Genomic DNA, 16,826 nt, shown 5'->3' on the forward strand with positions numbered 1-16,826 from the left:
CCGCCGACGCCAAAACGGCTTTTCAGGGCTTTCGGCTTAAACAGGAGATTTTCCATGCTCGGAATTAACAGCAACATCAACTCGCTGGTTGCACAGCAGAACCTCAACAGCTCGCAAGACGCCCTGTCGCAGGCAATCACCCGCCTGTCGTCGGGTAAGCGCATCAACAGCGCAGCGGACGATGCAGCCGGTCTCGCGATCTCGACCCGGATGCAGACGCAGATCAACGGCCTGAACCAGGGCGTGTCGAACGCGAACGACGGCGTGTCGATGATTCAAACGGCGTCGAGCGCACTGTCGTCGCTGACCAACAGCCTGCAACGTATCCGCCAGCTGGCCGTCCAGGCGTCGACGGGCACGATGTCGTCGTCCGACCAGGCAGCACTGCAGCAGGAAGTTTCGCAGCAGATCCAGGAAGTGAACCGTATCGCGTCGCAAACGACGTACAACGGCACGAACATTCTCAACGGCTCGGCAGGCATCGTGTCGTTCCAGGTCGGCGCGAACGTCGGCCAGACCATCTCGCTGGACCTGAGCCAAAGCATGTCGGCGGCACAGATCGGCGGCGGCGTCGTTCAGACGGGCCAGACGGTCGGCACGATCACGGGCCTGAGCCTGAACGCCAGCGGCGCATACACGTCGTCGGGCGCGACCATCACGGCCATCAACGTGACGTCGGACGGCAAGGGCGGCTTCACGTTCACCGACCAGAACGGTTCGACGCTGTCGAGCACGGCAGCATCGGCAGTCTTCACGACGTCGTCGGCAACGGCATCGAACGGCCAGTCGGTCACGCAGATCTCGATCAGCTCGGGCGCGACCAGCTCCAGCATGTCGTCGGCATCGCTCACCGCGATCTCGAACGCCGTTGCGCAGATCAACGCCGTCAACACGCCGGCTACCGTGTCGAACCTCAACATCAGCACGGTCAGCGGCGCGAACGTCGCGATGGTGTCGATCGACAACGCACTGCAGACGGTGAACAACCTGCAAGCAGCACTCGGCGCGGCGCAAAACCGCTTCACGGCGATCTCCACGTCGCAGCAAGCGGAATCGACCGACCTGTCGTCGGCACAGTCGCAGATCACTGACGCGAACTTCGCGCAGGAAACCGCGAACATGTCGAAGAACCAGGTGCTGCAGCAAGCAGGCATCTCGGTGCTCGCACAGGCGAACTCGCTGCCGCAGCAGGTCCTGAAGCTCCTGCAGTAATCGCGTAGCACCCCACGGCCGGGCCCCGCGTAAGCACGCGCGGCCCGGCCGCAGGCACTTGGCACGCGGGGCCTTGCCCCGCGGCCGGCTCTTCATCCAGAATTTCACGGATCACCCGCCGCACGGAGCACTACGATGTCGACGATCAATTCCGCCGTTACCGCCGCCAACAGCTCGGCCAACAGCCAGCTGCAGCAGGCCGCCCAATCGATCATCAGCGGTTCGACCGGCAACTCGTCGATGGACGTCAACTCGCTCGTGACGGCGCTTGTCAATGCAAAGACCGCCGGTCAGACCGCCGCGCTCACCGCGCAGCAGACCAGCGACAACACCCAGATTTCCGCGTACGGCGCCCTGTCGGCCGCGCTGAGCGCACTCCAGGCGGGCGTCACGACGCTGTCGAACGGCACGCTGCAGAACACCTTCACCGCCAACATGAGCGGCACCGGCATCACCGCGACCGCAGGCGCGGGGGCCGTCGCCGGCAACTATTCGATCGGCGTCACGCAGATCGCGACCTCGCAATCGCTGTCGTCGGCCGCGTTCGGCGCGTCGACGGCGCTCGGCAGCGGCACGATGACGCTGTCGCTCGGCAGCCAGTCGTTCACGGTCAACGTGGACAGCACGAACAACACGCTGTCGGGCATCGCCGCCGCGATCAACACCGCGACCGGCAACCCGGGCGTCGTCGCGTCGGTCGTCAACGGCAGCGACGGCGCCCACCTCGTGCTCAGCTCGACGCCGACCGGCGCGGCGAACACGATCAGCGTCGCGCTCAGCAACGTGTCCGGCGACAACGGCCTGTCCAGCCTCGGCGTCACGTCGACGGCCAGCACGACGGGCGGCCAGTCGACCTTTACGTCCGCGAACAGCAACGCCGCATGGACGCAAAGCACGGCCGCGCAGGACGCCGCGTTCACGATCAACAACATCGCCGCGACGAGCGCGAGCAACACCGTGACGAGCGCGATCACCGGCGTCACGCTGAACCTGACCTCGGCCGCCGTCAGCTCGACCCAGACGCAGACGCTGTCGATCGCCACCAACACACAGTCCCAGGCGTCCACGATCAACAACTTCGTGACGCTCTACAACACGCTCGTCACGACGATGGGCTCGCTGTCGAGCTTCTCGTCCGGCGCGGCCTCGCAAGGCCCGCTGCTCGGCGACTCGACGCTGAACACGATCCAGAACGCGCTCGCGTCGGTCGTCGCGAACGGCGTGACCAGCAACGGCACGACGATCACCCTCGCGTCGATCGGCGTCACGCTGCAGGACGACGGCACGCTGCAGGTCGACAACACGGCGCTCAACAGCGCGCTGCAGAACAACCCGACGGGCGTCGCGGCACTGTTCAACTCGACGAACGGGATCGGCCAGCAGCTGACGACGGACATCACGAACTACACGCAGACGGGCGGGATGATCGCCGCACGCACGACGGCGCTCAACAACGACCTGACGAGTGTCTCGCAGCAGCAGACGAACCTGTCCAACTACGTGGCAGAACTGACCAGCCAGTACCAGGCGCAGTTCACCGCGCTCAACACGCTGATGGCGACGATGAACTCCAATTCGGAGTACCTGACGCAGCTGTTCGGCGGCTCGAACAGCGCCGGCGCGCTGTCGAGCAACAAGAGCTGACCGCCGGCCACACGGGAGAGCCACGATGGAACAGACCGAACTGATCGCCCGACTCGACGCGCTCACCGACGCGCTCGAGCATGCCGCCGCAATGTCCGACTGGATCGAGGCGGCGCGCCTCGTCGACGTGCGCGATCCGCTGATCGCATCGCTCGCGGCCGACCAGCCGCCGGCCGGCCTCGCCGCGATCCGCCGGATGCAGACCAGCAACGACCGCATCTTCTCCGACGCGCAGCGCGCGCAGCAGGAACTGGCCGACGAATACCACGCGGCGATGGGCCGCGTGCAGGCCGTCAGCCAGTACCAGCGCGTCGCGAGCCGCTGACGCGCGACCGGCGCCGCGACGCCGGCGCACCCACCCGACAACAAGAACTACGCGCTGATGTGAGGGCGTGCTCGTTCGCCTCCGCCCGCCTCGTGCGGGCGTTTTTTTTTGGGGTACGGCCGACCGCGCCGCCCCCGCGCCGGCCGGGCGTTCAATCGACCAAACTGACCGGGCTTTTACCGTCACCTCGCGGCATCGGCGCGGCGGCACGCTACCGATAATGGCATCGACCGACTTTCCGCAGAATTCATCATGCTCCCGTCCGAACTGCCCGCCCCCGCCGCGCTCACGCCCGAACAGCAGCTTGCGCAGGACATCGCGCTTGTCATGGACAGCGCGCTCGAACGTCAGCACAGCGGCGCGTTCGAGGACGCCCGGGCGCTGTACGAGGCCGTCCTCGACGCGATGCCCGCGCACGCGGACGCGCATTACAACCTCGCGGTGCTGCTGGTCGATACGGACCGGCCGGCCGACGCGGTGCCGCATTTCGAAGCCGCCATCGGCGCGAATCCGGCCAACGGCTACTACTGGGTCAGCTACATCCACGCGCTGCATCGCAGCGGACAGACGGCCGCCGCATGGGTCGCCGTCGAGATCGCGCAGCAGCGCGGCATCCGCGGGCCCGCGCTCGACGGCCTGATCGGACAAATGGCATCGCCCGACATCGTGCTCGCGACCGCGGCGATCGCGGTCGCCCCGAGCGGCATCGACACGGCGATCGTCCTGGAAACCGCGGCCGGCCCGGCCGACCCCGCCGGACGTCAAGGCAACGCCAAGTCCGCCCGCCGCCCCAATCAGGCGCTGCTGCAAAAGCACGCGGCGCTGTTCGACAAGAACAAGCACGCGGAAGCCACCGCGCTGGCGCGGCAACTGGTCGCCGACTATCCGGAAGAAGGCGCGTGCTGGCGCGCGCTGTCGGCCTCGCTTCACCGGGAAGGCCGCTTCGTGGAAATGATCGAGGCCGGCTTTCGCACGGTGGAATTGCTGCCCGACGAAGTGCTCGTGCGCATCCTGCTCGCCGACACGCTGCGCGCCGTCAACCGGCACACGGAAGCACACGCGCAATGCCGCCGCCTGCTCGAGATCCAGCCCGATCACCCGGAGGGGCTGCGGATCCACGGCCTCGTGCTGTTCGCGATGCGCCGCACGGAAGAAGCGCTCGCGGCCTGCCGGCGCGCGGTCGAACTCGCTCCCGGCGCGGCCGCCCCGATGAGCACGCTCGGCTTCGTGCTGCTCGAACAGGGCGCGACGCAGGAGGCCGTGGGCTGGCTGAGGCGCGCGATCGAAATCAACCCGACCGACAGCATCACCCACAGCAGCATGCTGTTCTGTATCGCGCACAGCAGCGACTTCGATCCGCAGGCGCTCGTCGCGGAACACCGCAAGTTCGGCCAGCGCTACGACAACCACAAGCGCAAGCGCGCGGCCGTGTTCTCGAACCCGCGCGACCCGGCGCGCAAGCTGCAGGTCGGCTTCGTATCGGGCGACCTGTTCAGCCACGCGGTCGCCTCCTACGCGGTGCCCGTGATCGAGCATCTCGCGGCCGACCCCGGCATCGCGATGCACTTCTATCACAATCACTTCGAGGAAGATCAGACGTCCGATCGCTTCAAGGCCCACGCCACGACCTGGCGCAACGTCGCCGGCATGAGCGACCCGGCCTTCCTCGAACGCGTGCGCAACGACCACATCGACATCGTGATCGACCTGTCGGGCCACACCGGCCGCAACCGGCTGGTCGCGCTGGCGCAGCGCGCGGCGCCGGTGCAGGCGTCCTGGATCGGCTATCCGGCCACCACCGGCCTCGGCGCGATGGACTACTACCTGACCGATCGCTTCGTCGCGCCGCACGGCGCATTCGACGACCAGTTCGTCGAGCAGATCGTGCGGCTGCCCGCGATCGCGCCATTCATGCCGCCGCAGAACTGCCCGCCGGTCAACGGGCTGCCGGCGCTGCACAACGGCTATACGACCTACGCCAGCTTCAACCGCCTGAACAAGCTGAGCCCGCACGTGGTCGAGGTCTGGGCGCGCGTGCTGCATGCGGATCCGACCGCGCGCATGGCCCTCGGCGCGATCAGCAACGACCGCGACCAGGACCAGCTGATCGAATGGTTCTCCGCCGCGGGCATCGACATCGGCCGCCTGACGTTCCACCGGCGCTCGAACATTCCGGTCTACATGCAGCAGCATCACGGCGTCGATCTCTGCCTCGACACGTTCCCGTACACGGGCTCGACGACCACGCTCAACGGGCTGTGGATGGGCGTGCCGACCGTCACGATCCCCGGCGCGACGATGGCCGGGCGCGGCAGCGCGGGCTGGCTGCAGCACGTCGGACTCGACGCCTACATCGCGGCGGACGAGGACGATTTCGTCGCGAAGGCGCTCGCGCTCGGCCGCGATACCGCCGCGCTGCAGACGCTGCGCGCGGGCCTGCGCGCACGCTGCGCGGAATCCGCCGCGTTCCGGCCGGCCGTCGTCGCGGCCGGGCTGTCGTCCGCGCTGCGCACGATGTGGACCCGCTGGTGCGGGAACGAACCCGTCACCGCATTCGACACCCCGCTGTTCGAGGACGCGACCCCTGCGCGCGCCTCGGCCGAGGCCTGAAGCACGCCCTATCGGGAGAGACCATCATGACCGCCAGCCTGCCCGCTTCGTCCGTCGCGCAACTGCCGCACGAGCGCATCTACGTCACGCAACCGCACCTGCCGCCGCTCGACGAGTTCTTGCCGTACCTCGAGAAGATCTGGGCGAGCCGCACGCTGACCAACGGCGGCCCGTTCCACCAGCAGTTCGAGCGTGCGCTGTGCGAGTATCTCGGCGTGCCGTACCTGTCGCTGTTCGCGAACGGCACGCTCGCGCTCGTCACCGCGCTGCAGGCGCTGCGCATCACCGGCGAGGTGATCACAACGCCCTACTCGTTCGTCGCGACCGCGCATTCGCTGCTGTGGAACGGCATCAAGCCGGTGTTCGTCGACGTCACGCCCGGCACGCTCAATCTCGACCCGGCCCGCATCGAGGCGGCGATCACGCCGCACACCACCGCGATCATGCCCGTGCACTGCTACGGCAATCCGTGCGACGTGGACGCGATCCAGAAGATCGCCGACAACTACAACCTGCGCGTGATCTACGACGCGGCGCATGCGTTCGGCGTGCGCAATGCCAGCGGAAGCGTGCTCACGCACGGCGACCTGTCGGTGCTGAGCTTCCACGCGACGAAGGTGTTCAATACGTTCGAAGGCGGCGCGATCATCTGCCCCGACGCGAAAACCAAGCAGCGCATCGACCACCTGAAGAATTTCGGTTTCGTCGACGAGGTCACGGTCGTCGCGCCCGGCATCAACGGCAAGATGAGCGAAATCAACGCCGCATTCGGGATGCTGCAGCTTCAGCACATCGACGGCGCGCTCGCGCGCCGCCGCGCGATCGACACGCTGTACCGCACGCTGCTGGCCGACGTGCGCGGCATCCGCTGCGTGCCGCTCGGCGGCCAGACCGTCGCGAACCACGCGTATTTCGCGATCCTCGTCGACGAGGACTATCCGCTCGACCGCGATGCGCTGTACCAGAAGCTGCGCGACTACGACGTGTATGCGCGCCGCTACTTCCATCCGCTGATTTCGGAATTCCCGATGTACCGCGGGCTGCCGTCCGCGAACCGAGACAACCTGCCCGTCGCCACCGAGGCCGCGCGCAAGGTGCTGTGCCTGCCGATCTACCCGGCGCTCACCGACGACATGGTCCGTCGCATCGTCGAGCTGATCGCGCACTGACGCGCGGCGCTTACAGGTAGCGCTCGCCGGCCGCCCGCGCGCGGATCCGGCGGGCCGGATTGCCGTACGCGACCGTGTACGGCTCGACATCGCGCAGCACCACCGAGCCCGCGCCGACGACGCTGTGCTCGCCCACCGAGATCCGGTGCCGCAGCATTGCACCGAGGCCGATCGCCGCGCCGCGGCCGATCCGGCAGTTGCCGCCGGTAACGACGCCCGGCGCGAGACTCGAGAAATCCTCCATCACGCCGTCATGGTCCAGCGATGCGTGCGTGTTGACGATGCAGCCGTCGCCGATCGTGCTGCACGGATTGATCACCGCACCGGCCATCACGACCGTACCCGCGCCGATCGTCGACGCCCTGCCGATGCGCGCGCCAGGGTGCACCGCCGACACGCACGGCAGGCCGGGCACACGGGCCGCGAGATCGGCCGTCACCTTCTCGCGCGCATGGTTGTCGCCGATGGCGACCAGCAGCCCGGCGACACCGTGCACGTCGACCAGATCCGGCAGGTCGCGCTCGGCACCCAGCACCGGGTAGCCGAGCGTTTCCTCGCCGCGGGGCCGGAACGAATCGATCAGCCCGGCGATCCGGTACCGGCCGGCCTGCTCGACGATGTCGATCACGACCTTGGCGTGACCGGACGAGCCGATGATGACGATGTTTTCCACGAGGGCCTCGATTGATCTGAAACGCGGGTACGGCAGGGCCGGGCTTCCCGCGGTATGCCGTGTCGCCGAACGCGCACGGCGGGCGTGGTCGTATCAGACGGCCCGCGCGGTTTCGTCCGCCATCGCGCGGCCCGCCGCGAAATGCGCGGCGAATGCCCCGCGCAAGCGCTCGGCCATCCGGATCCAGCTCTCGTCGCGCCCGCGCCGGAACAGCCGCACCGTGCCGGGATACCACGGCGAATCGTCGCGATCGTGCATCCAGCGCCAGTCCACATCCTGATTCGGCAGCAGCACCCAGCAAGGCTTGCCGAGCGAGGCGGCCAGATGGGCGGTCGACGTATCGACGCACACGACGAGATCGAGTTGCGCGACGATCGCGGCGGTATCCGCGAAATCGTCGATCTCCGAGCCCAGGTGCAGCAGCGGCAGGCCGCCCGGCGGCTGGCACGCCTCGTCCTCGCCCTGCCCTTTTTGCAGGCTCGCGAACTGCACGCCCGGCACGCTCCACAGCGGCGTCAGCAATGCGAGCGACGGCAGCGAGCGGTGCGCGTCGTTGTGATGCTTCGGGTTGCCTTTCCACACGAGGCCGACGCGCGGGCCGGCCGGCAGCACATCGAGACGCGCGCGCCAGCGCGCGACACGGGCCGGATCGGGCGCAAGCCGCACCGGCGGCGGGATCGTGTCGAGCGTCGTGCCCGTGTGCATCGGCGCGCTCAGCAGGCTTGTCCAGTAATCGAACTGCGCCGCCTGCGCCGTCGCCGTCTCGTGATCGAGCACCGCGTCGATGCCGTCGACCGCCTCCATCAGCCGATGCAGCGCGGGCTGGCACGCGAATACCACCCGCGCGGCCTGCCGCGTGCGAAACGCCGGGAAATAGCGGCTGAACTGCAGCATGTCGCCGAGGCCGTCCTCCTGCCAGACGAGCAGCGTCTTGCCGGCCAGCGGTTCGCCCTGCCACTGCGTGCACGGCAACACCTCGCGGGTCCGGCGATGCACGAACGCCGCCTGTTCGTAGCGCGATTCGTAACGCCGCCAGCCTTCCTCGAACCGACCGAGACCAAGCAGCAGCGTCGCCAGTCCGAAGTGCGCATCGCCGTAGTCGGCGCGCAACTCCAGCGCGCGGCGATACGCACGCTCGGCGTCGTCATGGCGACCGGCATGCGCGAACGTGGCGCCGAGGTTGTAGTGCACCTCGGCGATGTCGGGTGCGAGCGACAGCGCATCGGCGAAGACGGCCGTCGCCTCGTCGTGGCGGCCCTGCGCGCGCAGGACGCAGCCGAGATTGTTGTGCGGCTGGGGCAAGCCGGGGCGGCAACGGATCGCGTCGCGATAGGCCGCTTCCGCTTCCGGCAGGCGATCGAGGTTCTGCAGCGCGACGCCGAGGTTGTAGTGCGCCTCGGGATGATCCGGGCACAGCGCGAGCGCCTGGCGGCTGGCGGCTTCCGCTTCCGGCATCCGCTGCATGTCGACGAGGATCGCGCCGAGGTTCGCGTGCGCGAGCGTGTGATCGGCGCGCACGGCGATCGCGAGCCGGTACGCAAGCTCCGCCTCGGCATGCCGGCCGCGCACACGCAGCAGGTTGCCGAGGTCGGTCAGCACGTCGGCGGACTGCGGCTCGATCAGCAGCGCCTGCCCGAACGCCTGCTCGGCTTCGTCGAGCCGGCCGAGCGCTTCGAGCACCTTGCCGAACCGGTGATGGTGCGACACCCGCAACGGCGTGACGGACGCGATCTGCCGACGCAGGAGCGCCTCGGCGTCGGCCAGGCGCCCTTGCGACACGAGCAGCGCGCCCAGGCCGTCGTACGGCGGCTCGAACGCCGGCATCGCGTCGATCGCGCGTCGCCACCACGCCTCCGCGTCGGCCAGCCGGGTCAGGCCGAGCGCGCAGACGGCCGCGATGTGCAGCGCCGCGACGGCGGGCGCCGGCCGGTCGAGCAGCGGCACGACCCGCGACAGCGCATCGGCAAACTGGCCGTTCTGGCACAGGGTTGCCGCGTGTTGTATCGATACGGCTTCGTCGGAAACGGGTGTCATGTCACTGCGCGGCGCGAACCGACGGTCAGACCGGCGCCGCCGAGGCGGCCGGCTGGCCGGGCTGGCTCATGGCACGGTCCTTGGATTCCTGGAGTGCCGCGAGCGTATCGAGCGCGCGCCCTTCGTCGGCGGCGAGGTCGATCAGAAACGCGTCGTTGTGCCGCTTGATCCAGTCGAGCGGCATGTCCCACCACGCGAGCTGCAGCAGCCGTTCGCGCACTTTCTCCGTGAAGCGGAAACGAATCAGCCGGGCCGGCGATCCGGCGTAGATTCCGTATGCCTCGGTGCGGAAATTGGGCGGAATCACGGCCCGCGCCCCGATCACGCACCCGCTCTCGATCTGGCTGCCGCCGAGGAACAGCGCTTCGTCGCCGATCCACACGTCGTTGTGGATCACGGTGTCCTCGTATTGCGGCATCGACGCATTCGTGAGGCCGTTGCCGAAGATGCTGAACAGGGTCGTGGAAATGGTCCCGATCTCGTGCTGACCGTTCAGCAGGAAGCGCAGGCGCAGGCCGCCGGCCACGTTCTTGCCGATCACGAGCTTCTGCACGCCCTGGTCGTACTTGACGATCGAGCCCACGCCGAGCAAGGAGCAACGCCCGATATGAAAGGTGCCGACCTGCGCCTCTTCATCGAGCCAGTTGCGGAAGAAATTGTTCGGAATCGTCGACAGGGCGCCATCGCGGTAGCCCAGCACGATGAAGTGCTTCGACCACGGATGGTCAGGCAGCACGCCAATACAATCGTCGGAGGTCGTAACGTTCATTTGCGGTCGCAAGTGTGCCGTTGCGGCGGCTCGATACCGGGCCGCCCGATACGGCGATGGGAAACGCCGCGGCGCATGGACCGCGAGCATGAACGATGCAGTATAGAAAGCGGGCAGCGGCAACCTACAACGGATAAGAACGGCGTTCTGGCTTCTATTCACTCGATAGGCGCGGGGACGATCCGGAGCCCACGGGCCGGATGGGTCGGGCAATCAACCCGGGCCGGCGTTCGGCGACGGCCGGCGCGCGCACCAGCCGGCCCTCGACGGCTCGCACCCGGCACGCCGCCGCGACATCCGGGCACCGGCAGAAGCACCGCCTGGATCCGGCCGCCCCGCGCCGTCGGCAATGCCCTGACGGCGCGTTGCCGCGGCCGCCACCGACGGCGCGCCGCCTGCGTTCGCCTCCTACGCAGGCGCGACGCGCGCTCAGTTGCTCGACGAACACCCGCCGCAACTGCTCGAACTGCACGAGCTGGAACTGCACGAACTCGACGAACTGCAGCTCGACGACGAGCAACTGCTGTCGGACGAATCGAACGAACCTCCGCTGCCGGCTTTCACGGCGGCAATCGACGATATCCGCGACGCGGCCAGCATCGTGTTCGAGTACGCCGACCATGCGGTACCGGCCAGCGCATTCGCGCCGAACAGCGCGGCAGTCCACAGCAACGGGTCCGGATCGCCGCGTTCGCGATCCTGCGCCGGTTGCGAGCCGTGCGTATCCGATGTTTGCTGCGGGTCCCGCGCGGCCCGCGGATCGTGCGCGACACGGCGCGCAAGCAGCAGGGCCCGCCCGGCAGCCGTCGCGCCGCCCCGGCCGAAGCCTGTCATGCGCCGCGCGACGATCCGGTACGCGATCGCGAACACCACCATGCAGATGACGAGCAGCAGCACGGGCCGCCCGCGGCTCAGGCCGACCGCCAGCTTCGCGGCGCCGACGCCGAGCACGAGCAGCACGATCGCGCGCGCGGCCATGCGCGACGCGCGCATCTCGCCGGGCGCCCAGAGCCAGCCCTGCGCACGCATCCCGTCGGCGACCTCTTTCGCGTAACCGGCTAGCCGCTTGCGAAACAGGTCGTAACGCACGGTGCCGGACGGCTGCTCCTTGAGCCACGCGCAGTGGTCGTCATGCCGGCCCGCGCGGTCCGGATCGCCGATCCTCACGTAGCCGCCCTGCCCGGGGACCGTCCACAGGTCGACCGCGCCCGCATGCGCGAGCGACAGCGTCACGACCTGCGCGACCCGCGCCTCGCCGCCGGTGAGATACGCGACTTCGTCGGCGCTCAGGTCGGACGACGCCTTGCGCGTGCGCCCGCCCCAACGGCGGCGCCGGAACTCGATCGCCTGCAGCGCCGCGATCAGCAGCAACGCGATGACGCACGCCGGCACGTAGAACGCCAGGAACTGCGGGCCCGTGTAGTTCAGCACGTTGAAGTCCTGCGCCGATGCGCAGCTCGCGGCGACGCTCGCGGCCGTGGCCGCCCACGCGAGTGCCGGCAGCCGGTCGCGCCAGGTCCGGTGGGCAGGCGAGGCGGCCGGCGCACTCGCCGACGGTTCCGGCTGCCGCGCGCCGGATGCGGCGCGCAGGCCGGCGGGCGGCGGCCAGATCGACGCGGGCGGCTCGCAGCCGAACAGCCGGCGATAGCTGTCGAGCGTGTCGCGGTAACGCTGCGCGTACACGGCGGCCTCGTCCGGCGCGCCCGTGCCGGGCATGTGATGCAGCCTCGCGCGCAGGACGTCGGCGCAGAAGACGTCCCAGTACTCGTGCGTGTATTGCAGATGGAAATGCCACGCGGCATCGACCGCGACCGACGGCGTGACCGGGTGCCCGGCAATCTGCGCGAGCAACGCGAAGCGTTTGTATTCGTCGATCACGGCCAGCGCGTGCGCATGCGACCAGCCTTCGGCTTCGGCAAGGCGCCGGCTGTACGGCAGCAGCGCGTCCGGGTCGTCGGGGGAATACGCAAGCAGACGCGCGAGCAACGCCTGCTGTGCGTCGGTCAGGGTGCTGGCGTCGACAGCGGTCGAGGGAGACGGGATGGCAGCCATCTGAAGTCGGCGCGACGCGCGGACGGCCACCGCGATCGACGCCTGGAGTTGTCGTTGCGGAGGATTCTCGCACGACGGTGACGCGGCACGGCACGGCACGGCACGGCACGGCACGGCACCAGCATACGGGTGCGGGATGCTGCCGCAGTGGTTGGGATGCTGGTGCGCCGTGCCGGGCCGGCACGCGCGTCAGAAATCCAGCTGCGCCGGCGTGATGTCGAGCGCCGCCGCGATTTTCTTGCGCATCGACTTGCGCAGCTTCCCGCGCTTTTCATGTTTCGCGTAGTCCGCCCGGCTGATGCCGATCCGTCGTGCTACCTCGGTCCGCGTCAACCCGAGATACTCGCGCCACGCACGTGCCGGAGAGCTTCCGTCGAACACGGCGCGCGTCACGAGTTCGTGCGGAACCGGATCGCGTGCGGCAGACTGCTGCGCCATATAGTCGGCGTACGGAATCACGACGAAGGCCGGCGCGCCGTCCGGCCCGTTGATGAACTGAATGGGGAGTGATTTGCTCATGCGGTGAGCGCCGCCCGCGAGGCGACGCGGCTATTCCTCGTTTCCGCCGATATTGTCGATCGGCGCCTCGGACAAGGCTTCGGGCACGTCGAACCGGAATCGAACCAACCGGATGCGCACGCGATCGGAAGCCGCCAAACCGGCCGGAATGTTACTGCAAACGGGAAAACTGCGACGCGGCGGAACCGCGGAAAGCCTGGAGTGGCAATTTTTGGCGCGCCCGGCTGGGATCGAACCAGCAACCCCTGCCTTCGGAGGGCAGTACTCTATCCATTGAGCTACGGGCGCCTGTGACAGTGAAGCGACCCCAATATACGGACCGCCCACGATTGGCAAGACGGCAAGGATACCCGGTTTCCAATGACGCGTCCACCTCGCCCGCTGAAACCCCGCCGGGCCATGCTGGGTGCGGGTAAACACGCGCCATCGCGCCGCTCGCCGTGATGTAAACGTTCCGTCTATAATCGTCCGTGCTTCATTAGACTGCCATTTGCCGTTGCACCGCGCTCACAATTCCTATTCACGGAGACGAGGCAAGCATGAGCGAAGCACCCCACGAATCTCCCGTCAAAACTCCCGGGCAACTGATCGCCGTCATCATCGCGTCGTTCGCGATTCCGATCATCCTGATCGTGCTGTTCGCCAACTATGCGAACCATGCGTTCCGTCTGGGCGCCGGCACCGATGCCCTCTCCGACGAACAGGTCGCCGCCCGCATCGCCCCGCTCGCGCAGGTCGACGTGAAGGACGCCAACGCGCCCCGCACGTACAAGACCGGCGAGGAAGTCTACAAGGCCGTCTGCGTGACCTGCCACGGCACGGGCGCCGCCGGCGCACCGAAGTTCGGCAACAAGGACGACTGGGCGCCGCGCATCTCGCAAGGCTTCGACACGCTGCTGAAAACGGCCCTCGCCGGCAAGGGCGCGATGCCGCCGCGCGGCGGCACGAACCCCGACGACGTCAGCGACTATGAAATCGCCCGCACGATCGTCTACATGGCGAACAACGACGGCGCGAATTTCCCCGAACCGGCCGCACCGACCGCCAACGCGGCGCAGCCCGCCAGCGGCGCGACCGCTACGAGCGCGGCAGGCGCGACCGGCGCATCGGACACCGCCGACGCCGCCAGCGCGCAAATCGCCGCGGCGCAGGCCGCGATCGCCGCGATCCCGAAGGCCGGCGCAACACCCGCGGCCGCGCCGACCAGCGCCGACGCCGCATCGGCCGGCAAGGCGCTGTACTCGTCGGTCTGCCAGGCCTGCCACGCAGCCGGCGTACTCGGCGCGCCGAAGTTCGGCAGCAAGGAAGACTGGGCGCCGCGCCTGAAGGACTCGATGGACACGGTCTACAACTACGCGCTGCACGGCAAGGGTTCGATGCCGCCGAAGGGCGGGTCGAACGCGTCGGATGCCGACGTGAAGGCGGCCGTCGACTACATGGTCAACGCATCGAAGTAACGCCGGCGCCGGCCAGTAAAAAACCCCCGCGAGGCACACGCATCGCGGGGGTTTCGTTTTGGTGCCGGACTAACCGGCAACGGGCCAGCGAACCGGCGGTCCGTCGAACCGCCGGCGCCACCGCATCACTTCTGCAGCAACGCCTTCAGGCTCGCGAGCCGGTCCTTCGGCGACATCGGCGCTTCTTCCGGCGTGGGCGGCGGCGCGTCGTCGAGCCCCATCTCGGGGATGAAGCGCGACGGCTCGCACACGACCGTCTCGCGCGCCCGCTTGCGCTTCTTGCACCAGTTCAGATGCAGGCTGCGCTGCGCACGCGTGATCGCGACGTACATCAGCCGGCGCTCCTCCTCGATCCGCTCGCTGTCGACCGGGCCGTCGTCCTCGCTGCCGCCGCGGTGCGGCATGATGCCCTCCTCGACCCCGACCAGGAACACGTGCGGATACTCGAGCCCCTTCGACGCATGGACGGTCGACAGCCGCACGGCGTCCGGATCCTCGTCCTTGCCCTCGAGCATCGACATCAGCGCGACGGTCTGGATCAGGCCGAGCAGGTTCTTGCCCGTATCGGCGAGCCCGTCCGCGTTGTGGAAGCCTTCCGCCTCGCCGTCGACGGCCTCCGTCTCGGGCTTGGTGCCCTTGCGCTTCAGCCATTCGAGGAATTCGAGCACGTTCTGCCACTTCGACTGCGCCTGCCGCTCGTCGAACGCGTCGTACAGGTACGCCTCGTAGTGGATCGCCTCCATCATGTCATCGAGCACGACGGTGGCGGGATCCTTGTCCGCGCGCTCGGTCAGCCGCTGGATGAAGTCGCAGAACATCCGCAGCGGCTCGACCTGCCGCGCCGACAGCCGCGCCTCGATGCCGCCCATGTACACGGCCTCGAACAGCGACACCTTCGCCTGGCCCGCGAACGAGCCGAGCGCTTCGAGCGTCGTGTTGCCGATCCCGCGGCGCGGCGTCGTGATCGCGCGGATGAACGCGGGATCGTCGTCGGCGTTCGCGATCAGCCGCAGGTACGCGCAGAGGTCCTTGATCTCGGCCTTGTCGAAGAACGACTGGCCGCCCGACAGCACGTACGGGATCCGTTCGCGCCGCAGCACCTGCTCGAAGATCCGCGCCTGGAAGTTGCCGCGGTACAGGATCGCGTAGTCGCGGAACTGCGCACGCCGCTCGAACTTGTGCGCGGACAGCCGGAACACGACCGATTCGGCCTCGTGCTCCTCGTCGTTGCACGGCGTGACGGTGATCGAATCACCCATCCCGTGCTCGGACCACAGCTTCTTCTCGAACAGCTTCGGGTTGTTCGCGATCACGTTGTTCGCGGCGGTGAGAATGCGCACCGTCGACCGGTAGTTCTGCTCGAGCTTGATCACGTGCAGCTTCGGGAAATCCTTGCCGAGCTGCGCGAGGTTCTCGAGCGTCGCACCGCGCCAGCCGTAGATCGCCTGGTCGTCGTCGCCGACGGCCGTGAACGCGGCGCGCGGGCCCGCGAGCAGCTTCAGCAGCTCGTACTGGCACGCGTTGGTGTCCTGGTACTCGTCGATCAGCAGGTAGCGCAGCTTGTTCTGCCAGCGGTCGCGCACCTGCTCGTTCTTCGCGAACAGCTCGGCGGGCAGGCGGATCAGGTCGTCGAAGTCGACCGCCTGATACGCGTGCAGCGTCGCCACGTAGTTGCGATAAACCAGCGCGGCCTGGTGCTCGTCCTCGTTGGCCGCGATCGCCATCGCCTCCTCGGGCATGATCAGGCCGTTCTTCCACAGCGAGATGATGCTCTGGATCTTGCGGATCAGGCCCTTGTCGGTCGTGCCGATCTGCTCCTGGATCATCCCGAAGCAGTCGTCCGAATCCATGATCGAGAACTGCGGCTTCAGGCCGACATGCTCGGCCTCCTGGCGCAGGATCTGCACGCCGAGCGAGTGGAACGTGCAGACGGTGAGCTGGTTGACGGGCACCTTGCGGCCTTCCTTGCCGGGCGTGGTGAGCGTCTTGCCCTCGAGCAGCTTCGACACGCGCTCGCGCATTTCTGCGGCCGCCTTGTTCGTGAACGTGACGGCGGCGATGTGGCGCGGCTCGAAGCCTTTCGCTTCGATCAGGTGCGCGATCTTCTGCGTGATCACGCGGGTCTTGCCGCTGCCCGCGCCGGCGAGCACGAGACAGGGACCGTCGAGGTAGCGCACCGCTTCGTTCTGGGCGGGATTGAGGCCTGCGGACATGATGGCGGATGGTGTTGCGGTTGACGGCGGGACGCCGGGAGGATGCCGTGCGCGACGGGCTGGCGAAGCAGGCGGACACGCGGGCAGGACGCGCATGTTAACACGTCGGCGGCGCGCTTTTCCGAAGCGCCGCCGGGCGGGGCCGCGCG

Annotated in this window: 12 protein-coding genes and 1 tRNA gene; 6 read left to right on the top strand and 7 right to left on the bottom strand. The window is 68.2% G+C overall.

Annotation, left to right across the window (positions count from 1 at the left end):
• The first annotated feature begins 54 nt into the window (after positions 1-54).
• The 5 genes from GQ56_RS0101920 to vioA all read left to right on the top strand — a co-directional run bounded on the left by GQ56_RS0101920 (position 55) and on the right by vioA (position 6,960).
• Complete coding sequence (locus GQ56_RS0101920) at positions 55-1,212, top strand: flagellin (RefSeq protein ID WP_031397032.1); 1,158 nt, start codon at positions 55-57, stop codon at positions 1,210-1,212.
• Positions 1,213-1,347: 135 nt separating this feature from the next.
• Entirely contained in the window at positions 1,348-2,856 is a 1,509-nt protein-coding gene (fliD, locus tag GQ56_RS0101925) for a flagellar filament capping protein FliD (RefSeq protein ID WP_031397033.1), read from the top strand.
• 25 nt (positions 2,857-2,881) lie between these two features.
• Positions 2,882-3,181, top strand: coding sequence for a flagellar protein FliT (locus GQ56_RS0101930; protein WP_031397034.1), 300 nt, complete (start codon positions 2,882-2,884; stop codon positions 3,179-3,181).
• Positions 3,182-3,433: 252 nt separating this feature from the next.
• Positions 3,434-5,791 carry a tetratricopeptide repeat protein gene (locus tag GQ56_RS0101935; protein ID WP_031397035.1) on the top strand — a complete coding sequence of 786 codons (2,358 nt, stop codon included), beginning with the start codon at positions 3,434-3,436 and terminating at the stop codon, positions 5,789-5,791.
• 26 nt (positions 5,792-5,817) lie between these two features.
• The gene (gene vioA / locus GQ56_RS0101940) at positions 5,818-6,960 is read left to right on the top strand and encodes a dTDP-4-amino-4,6-dideoxy-D-glucose aminotransferase VioA (RefSeq protein WP_031397036.1); all 1,143 of its coding nucleotides are present in this window, start codon (positions 5,818-5,820) and stop codon (positions 6,958-6,960) included.
• A gap of 10 nt (positions 6,961-6,970) precedes the next feature.
• Here vioA and GQ56_RS0101945 read toward each other — a convergent pair whose 3' ends face one another.
• The 6 genes from GQ56_RS0101945 to GQ56_RS0101975 form a co-directional block, all read right to left on the bottom strand.
• Positions 6,971-7,633 carry an acetyltransferase gene (locus GQ56_RS0101945; RefSeq protein WP_031397037.1) on the bottom strand — a complete coding sequence of 221 codons (663 nt, stop codon included), beginning with the start codon at positions 7,631-7,633 and terminating at the stop codon, positions 6,971-6,973.
• Positions 7,634-7,726: 93 nt separating this feature from the next.
• Complete coding sequence (locus GQ56_RS0101950) at positions 7,727-9,667, bottom strand: tetratricopeptide repeat protein (protein WP_031397038.1); 1,941 nt, start codon at positions 9,665-9,667, stop codon at positions 7,727-7,729.
• 25 nt (positions 9,668-9,692) lie between these two features.
• Complete coding sequence (locus tag GQ56_RS0101955; protein ID WP_031397039.1) at positions 9,693-10,436, bottom strand: LbetaH domain-containing protein; 744 nt, start codon at positions 10,434-10,436, stop codon at positions 9,693-9,695.
• A 429-nt stretch (positions 10,437-10,865) separates the two neighbouring features.
• Complete coding sequence (locus GQ56_RS0101960; RefSeq protein ID WP_031397040.1) at positions 10,866-12,488, bottom strand: TIGR04222 domain-containing membrane protein; 1,623 nt, start codon at positions 12,486-12,488, stop codon at positions 10,866-10,868.
• A 189-nt stretch (positions 12,489-12,677) separates the two neighbouring features.
• A complete protein-coding gene (locus tag GQ56_RS0101965) occupies positions 12,678-13,007 on the bottom strand; it encodes a helix-turn-helix domain-containing protein (RefSeq protein ID WP_031397041.1) in 330 nt (109 codons plus the stop codon).
• A 212-nt stretch (positions 13,008-13,219) separates the two neighbouring features.
• A tRNA-Arg gene (locus GQ56_RS0101975) sits at positions 13,220-13,295 on the bottom strand.
• A gap of 251 nt (positions 13,296-13,546) precedes the next feature.
• Here GQ56_RS0101975 and GQ56_RS0101980 point away from each other — a divergent pair.
• The gene (locus GQ56_RS0101980) at positions 13,547-14,464 is read left to right on the top strand and encodes a c-type cytochrome (protein WP_031397042.1); all 918 of its coding nucleotides are present in this window, start codon (positions 13,547-13,549) and stop codon (positions 14,462-14,464) included.
• A 125-nt stretch (positions 14,465-14,589) separates the two neighbouring features.
• Here the strand turns inward: GQ56_RS0101980 and GQ56_RS0101985 are convergent, their stop codons facing one another.
• Positions 14,590-16,677, bottom strand: coding sequence for a UvrD-helicase domain-containing protein (locus GQ56_RS0101985; RefSeq protein WP_031397043.1), 2,088 nt, complete (start codon positions 16,675-16,677; stop codon positions 14,590-14,592).
• Positions 16,678-16,826 lie beyond the last annotated feature (149 nt).

The sequence above is a fragment of the Burkholderia paludis genome, from assembly GCF_000732615.1.
Classification (GTDB): Bacteria; Pseudomonadota; Gammaproteobacteria; order Burkholderiales; family Burkholderiaceae; genus Burkholderia; species Burkholderia paludis.

Bases quoted from the DNA above. Each gene is read 5' to 3' on its own strand.
- GQ56_RS0101950 (WP_031397038.1), bottom strand. From the start codon at position 9,667: ATGACACCCGTTTCCGACGAAGCCGTATCGATACAACACGCGGCAACC.
- GQ56_RS0101980 (WP_031397042.1), top strand. From the start codon at position 13,547: ATGAGCGAAGCACCCCACGAATCTCCCGTCAAAACTCCCGGGCAACTG.
- vioA (WP_031397036.1), top strand. From the start codon at position 5,818: ATGACCGCCAGCCTGCCCGCTTCGTCCGTCGCGCAACTGCCGCACGAG.
- fliD (WP_031397033.1), top strand. From the start codon at position 1,348: ATGTCGACGATCAATTCCGCCGTTACCGCCGCCAACAGCTCGGCCAAC.
- GQ56_RS0101920 (WP_031397032.1), top strand. From the start codon at position 55: ATGCTCGGAATTAACAGCAACATCAACTCGCTGGTTGCACAGCAGAAC.
- GQ56_RS0101985 (WP_031397043.1), bottom strand. From the start codon at position 16,677: ATGTCCGCAGGCCTCAATCCCGCCCAGAACGAAGCGGTGCGCTACCTC.
- GQ56_RS0101935 (WP_031397035.1), top strand. From the start codon at position 3,434: ATGCTCCCGTCCGAACTGCCCGCCCCCGCCGCGCTCACGCCCGAACAG.
- GQ56_RS0101955 (WP_031397039.1), bottom strand. From the start codon at position 10,436: ATGAACGTTACGACCTCCGACGATTGTATTGGCGTGCTGCCTGACCAT.
- GQ56_RS0101960 (WP_031397040.1), bottom strand. From the start codon at position 12,488: ATGGCTGCCATCCCGTCTCCCTCGACCGCTGTCGACGCCAGCACCCTG.
- GQ56_RS0101965 (WP_031397041.1), bottom strand. From the start codon at position 13,007: ATGAGCAAATCACTCCCCATTCAGTTCATCAACGGGCCGGACGGCGCG.
- GQ56_RS0101930 (WP_031397034.1), top strand. From the start codon at position 2,882: ATGGAACAGACCGAACTGATCGCCCGACTCGACGCGCTCACCGACGCG.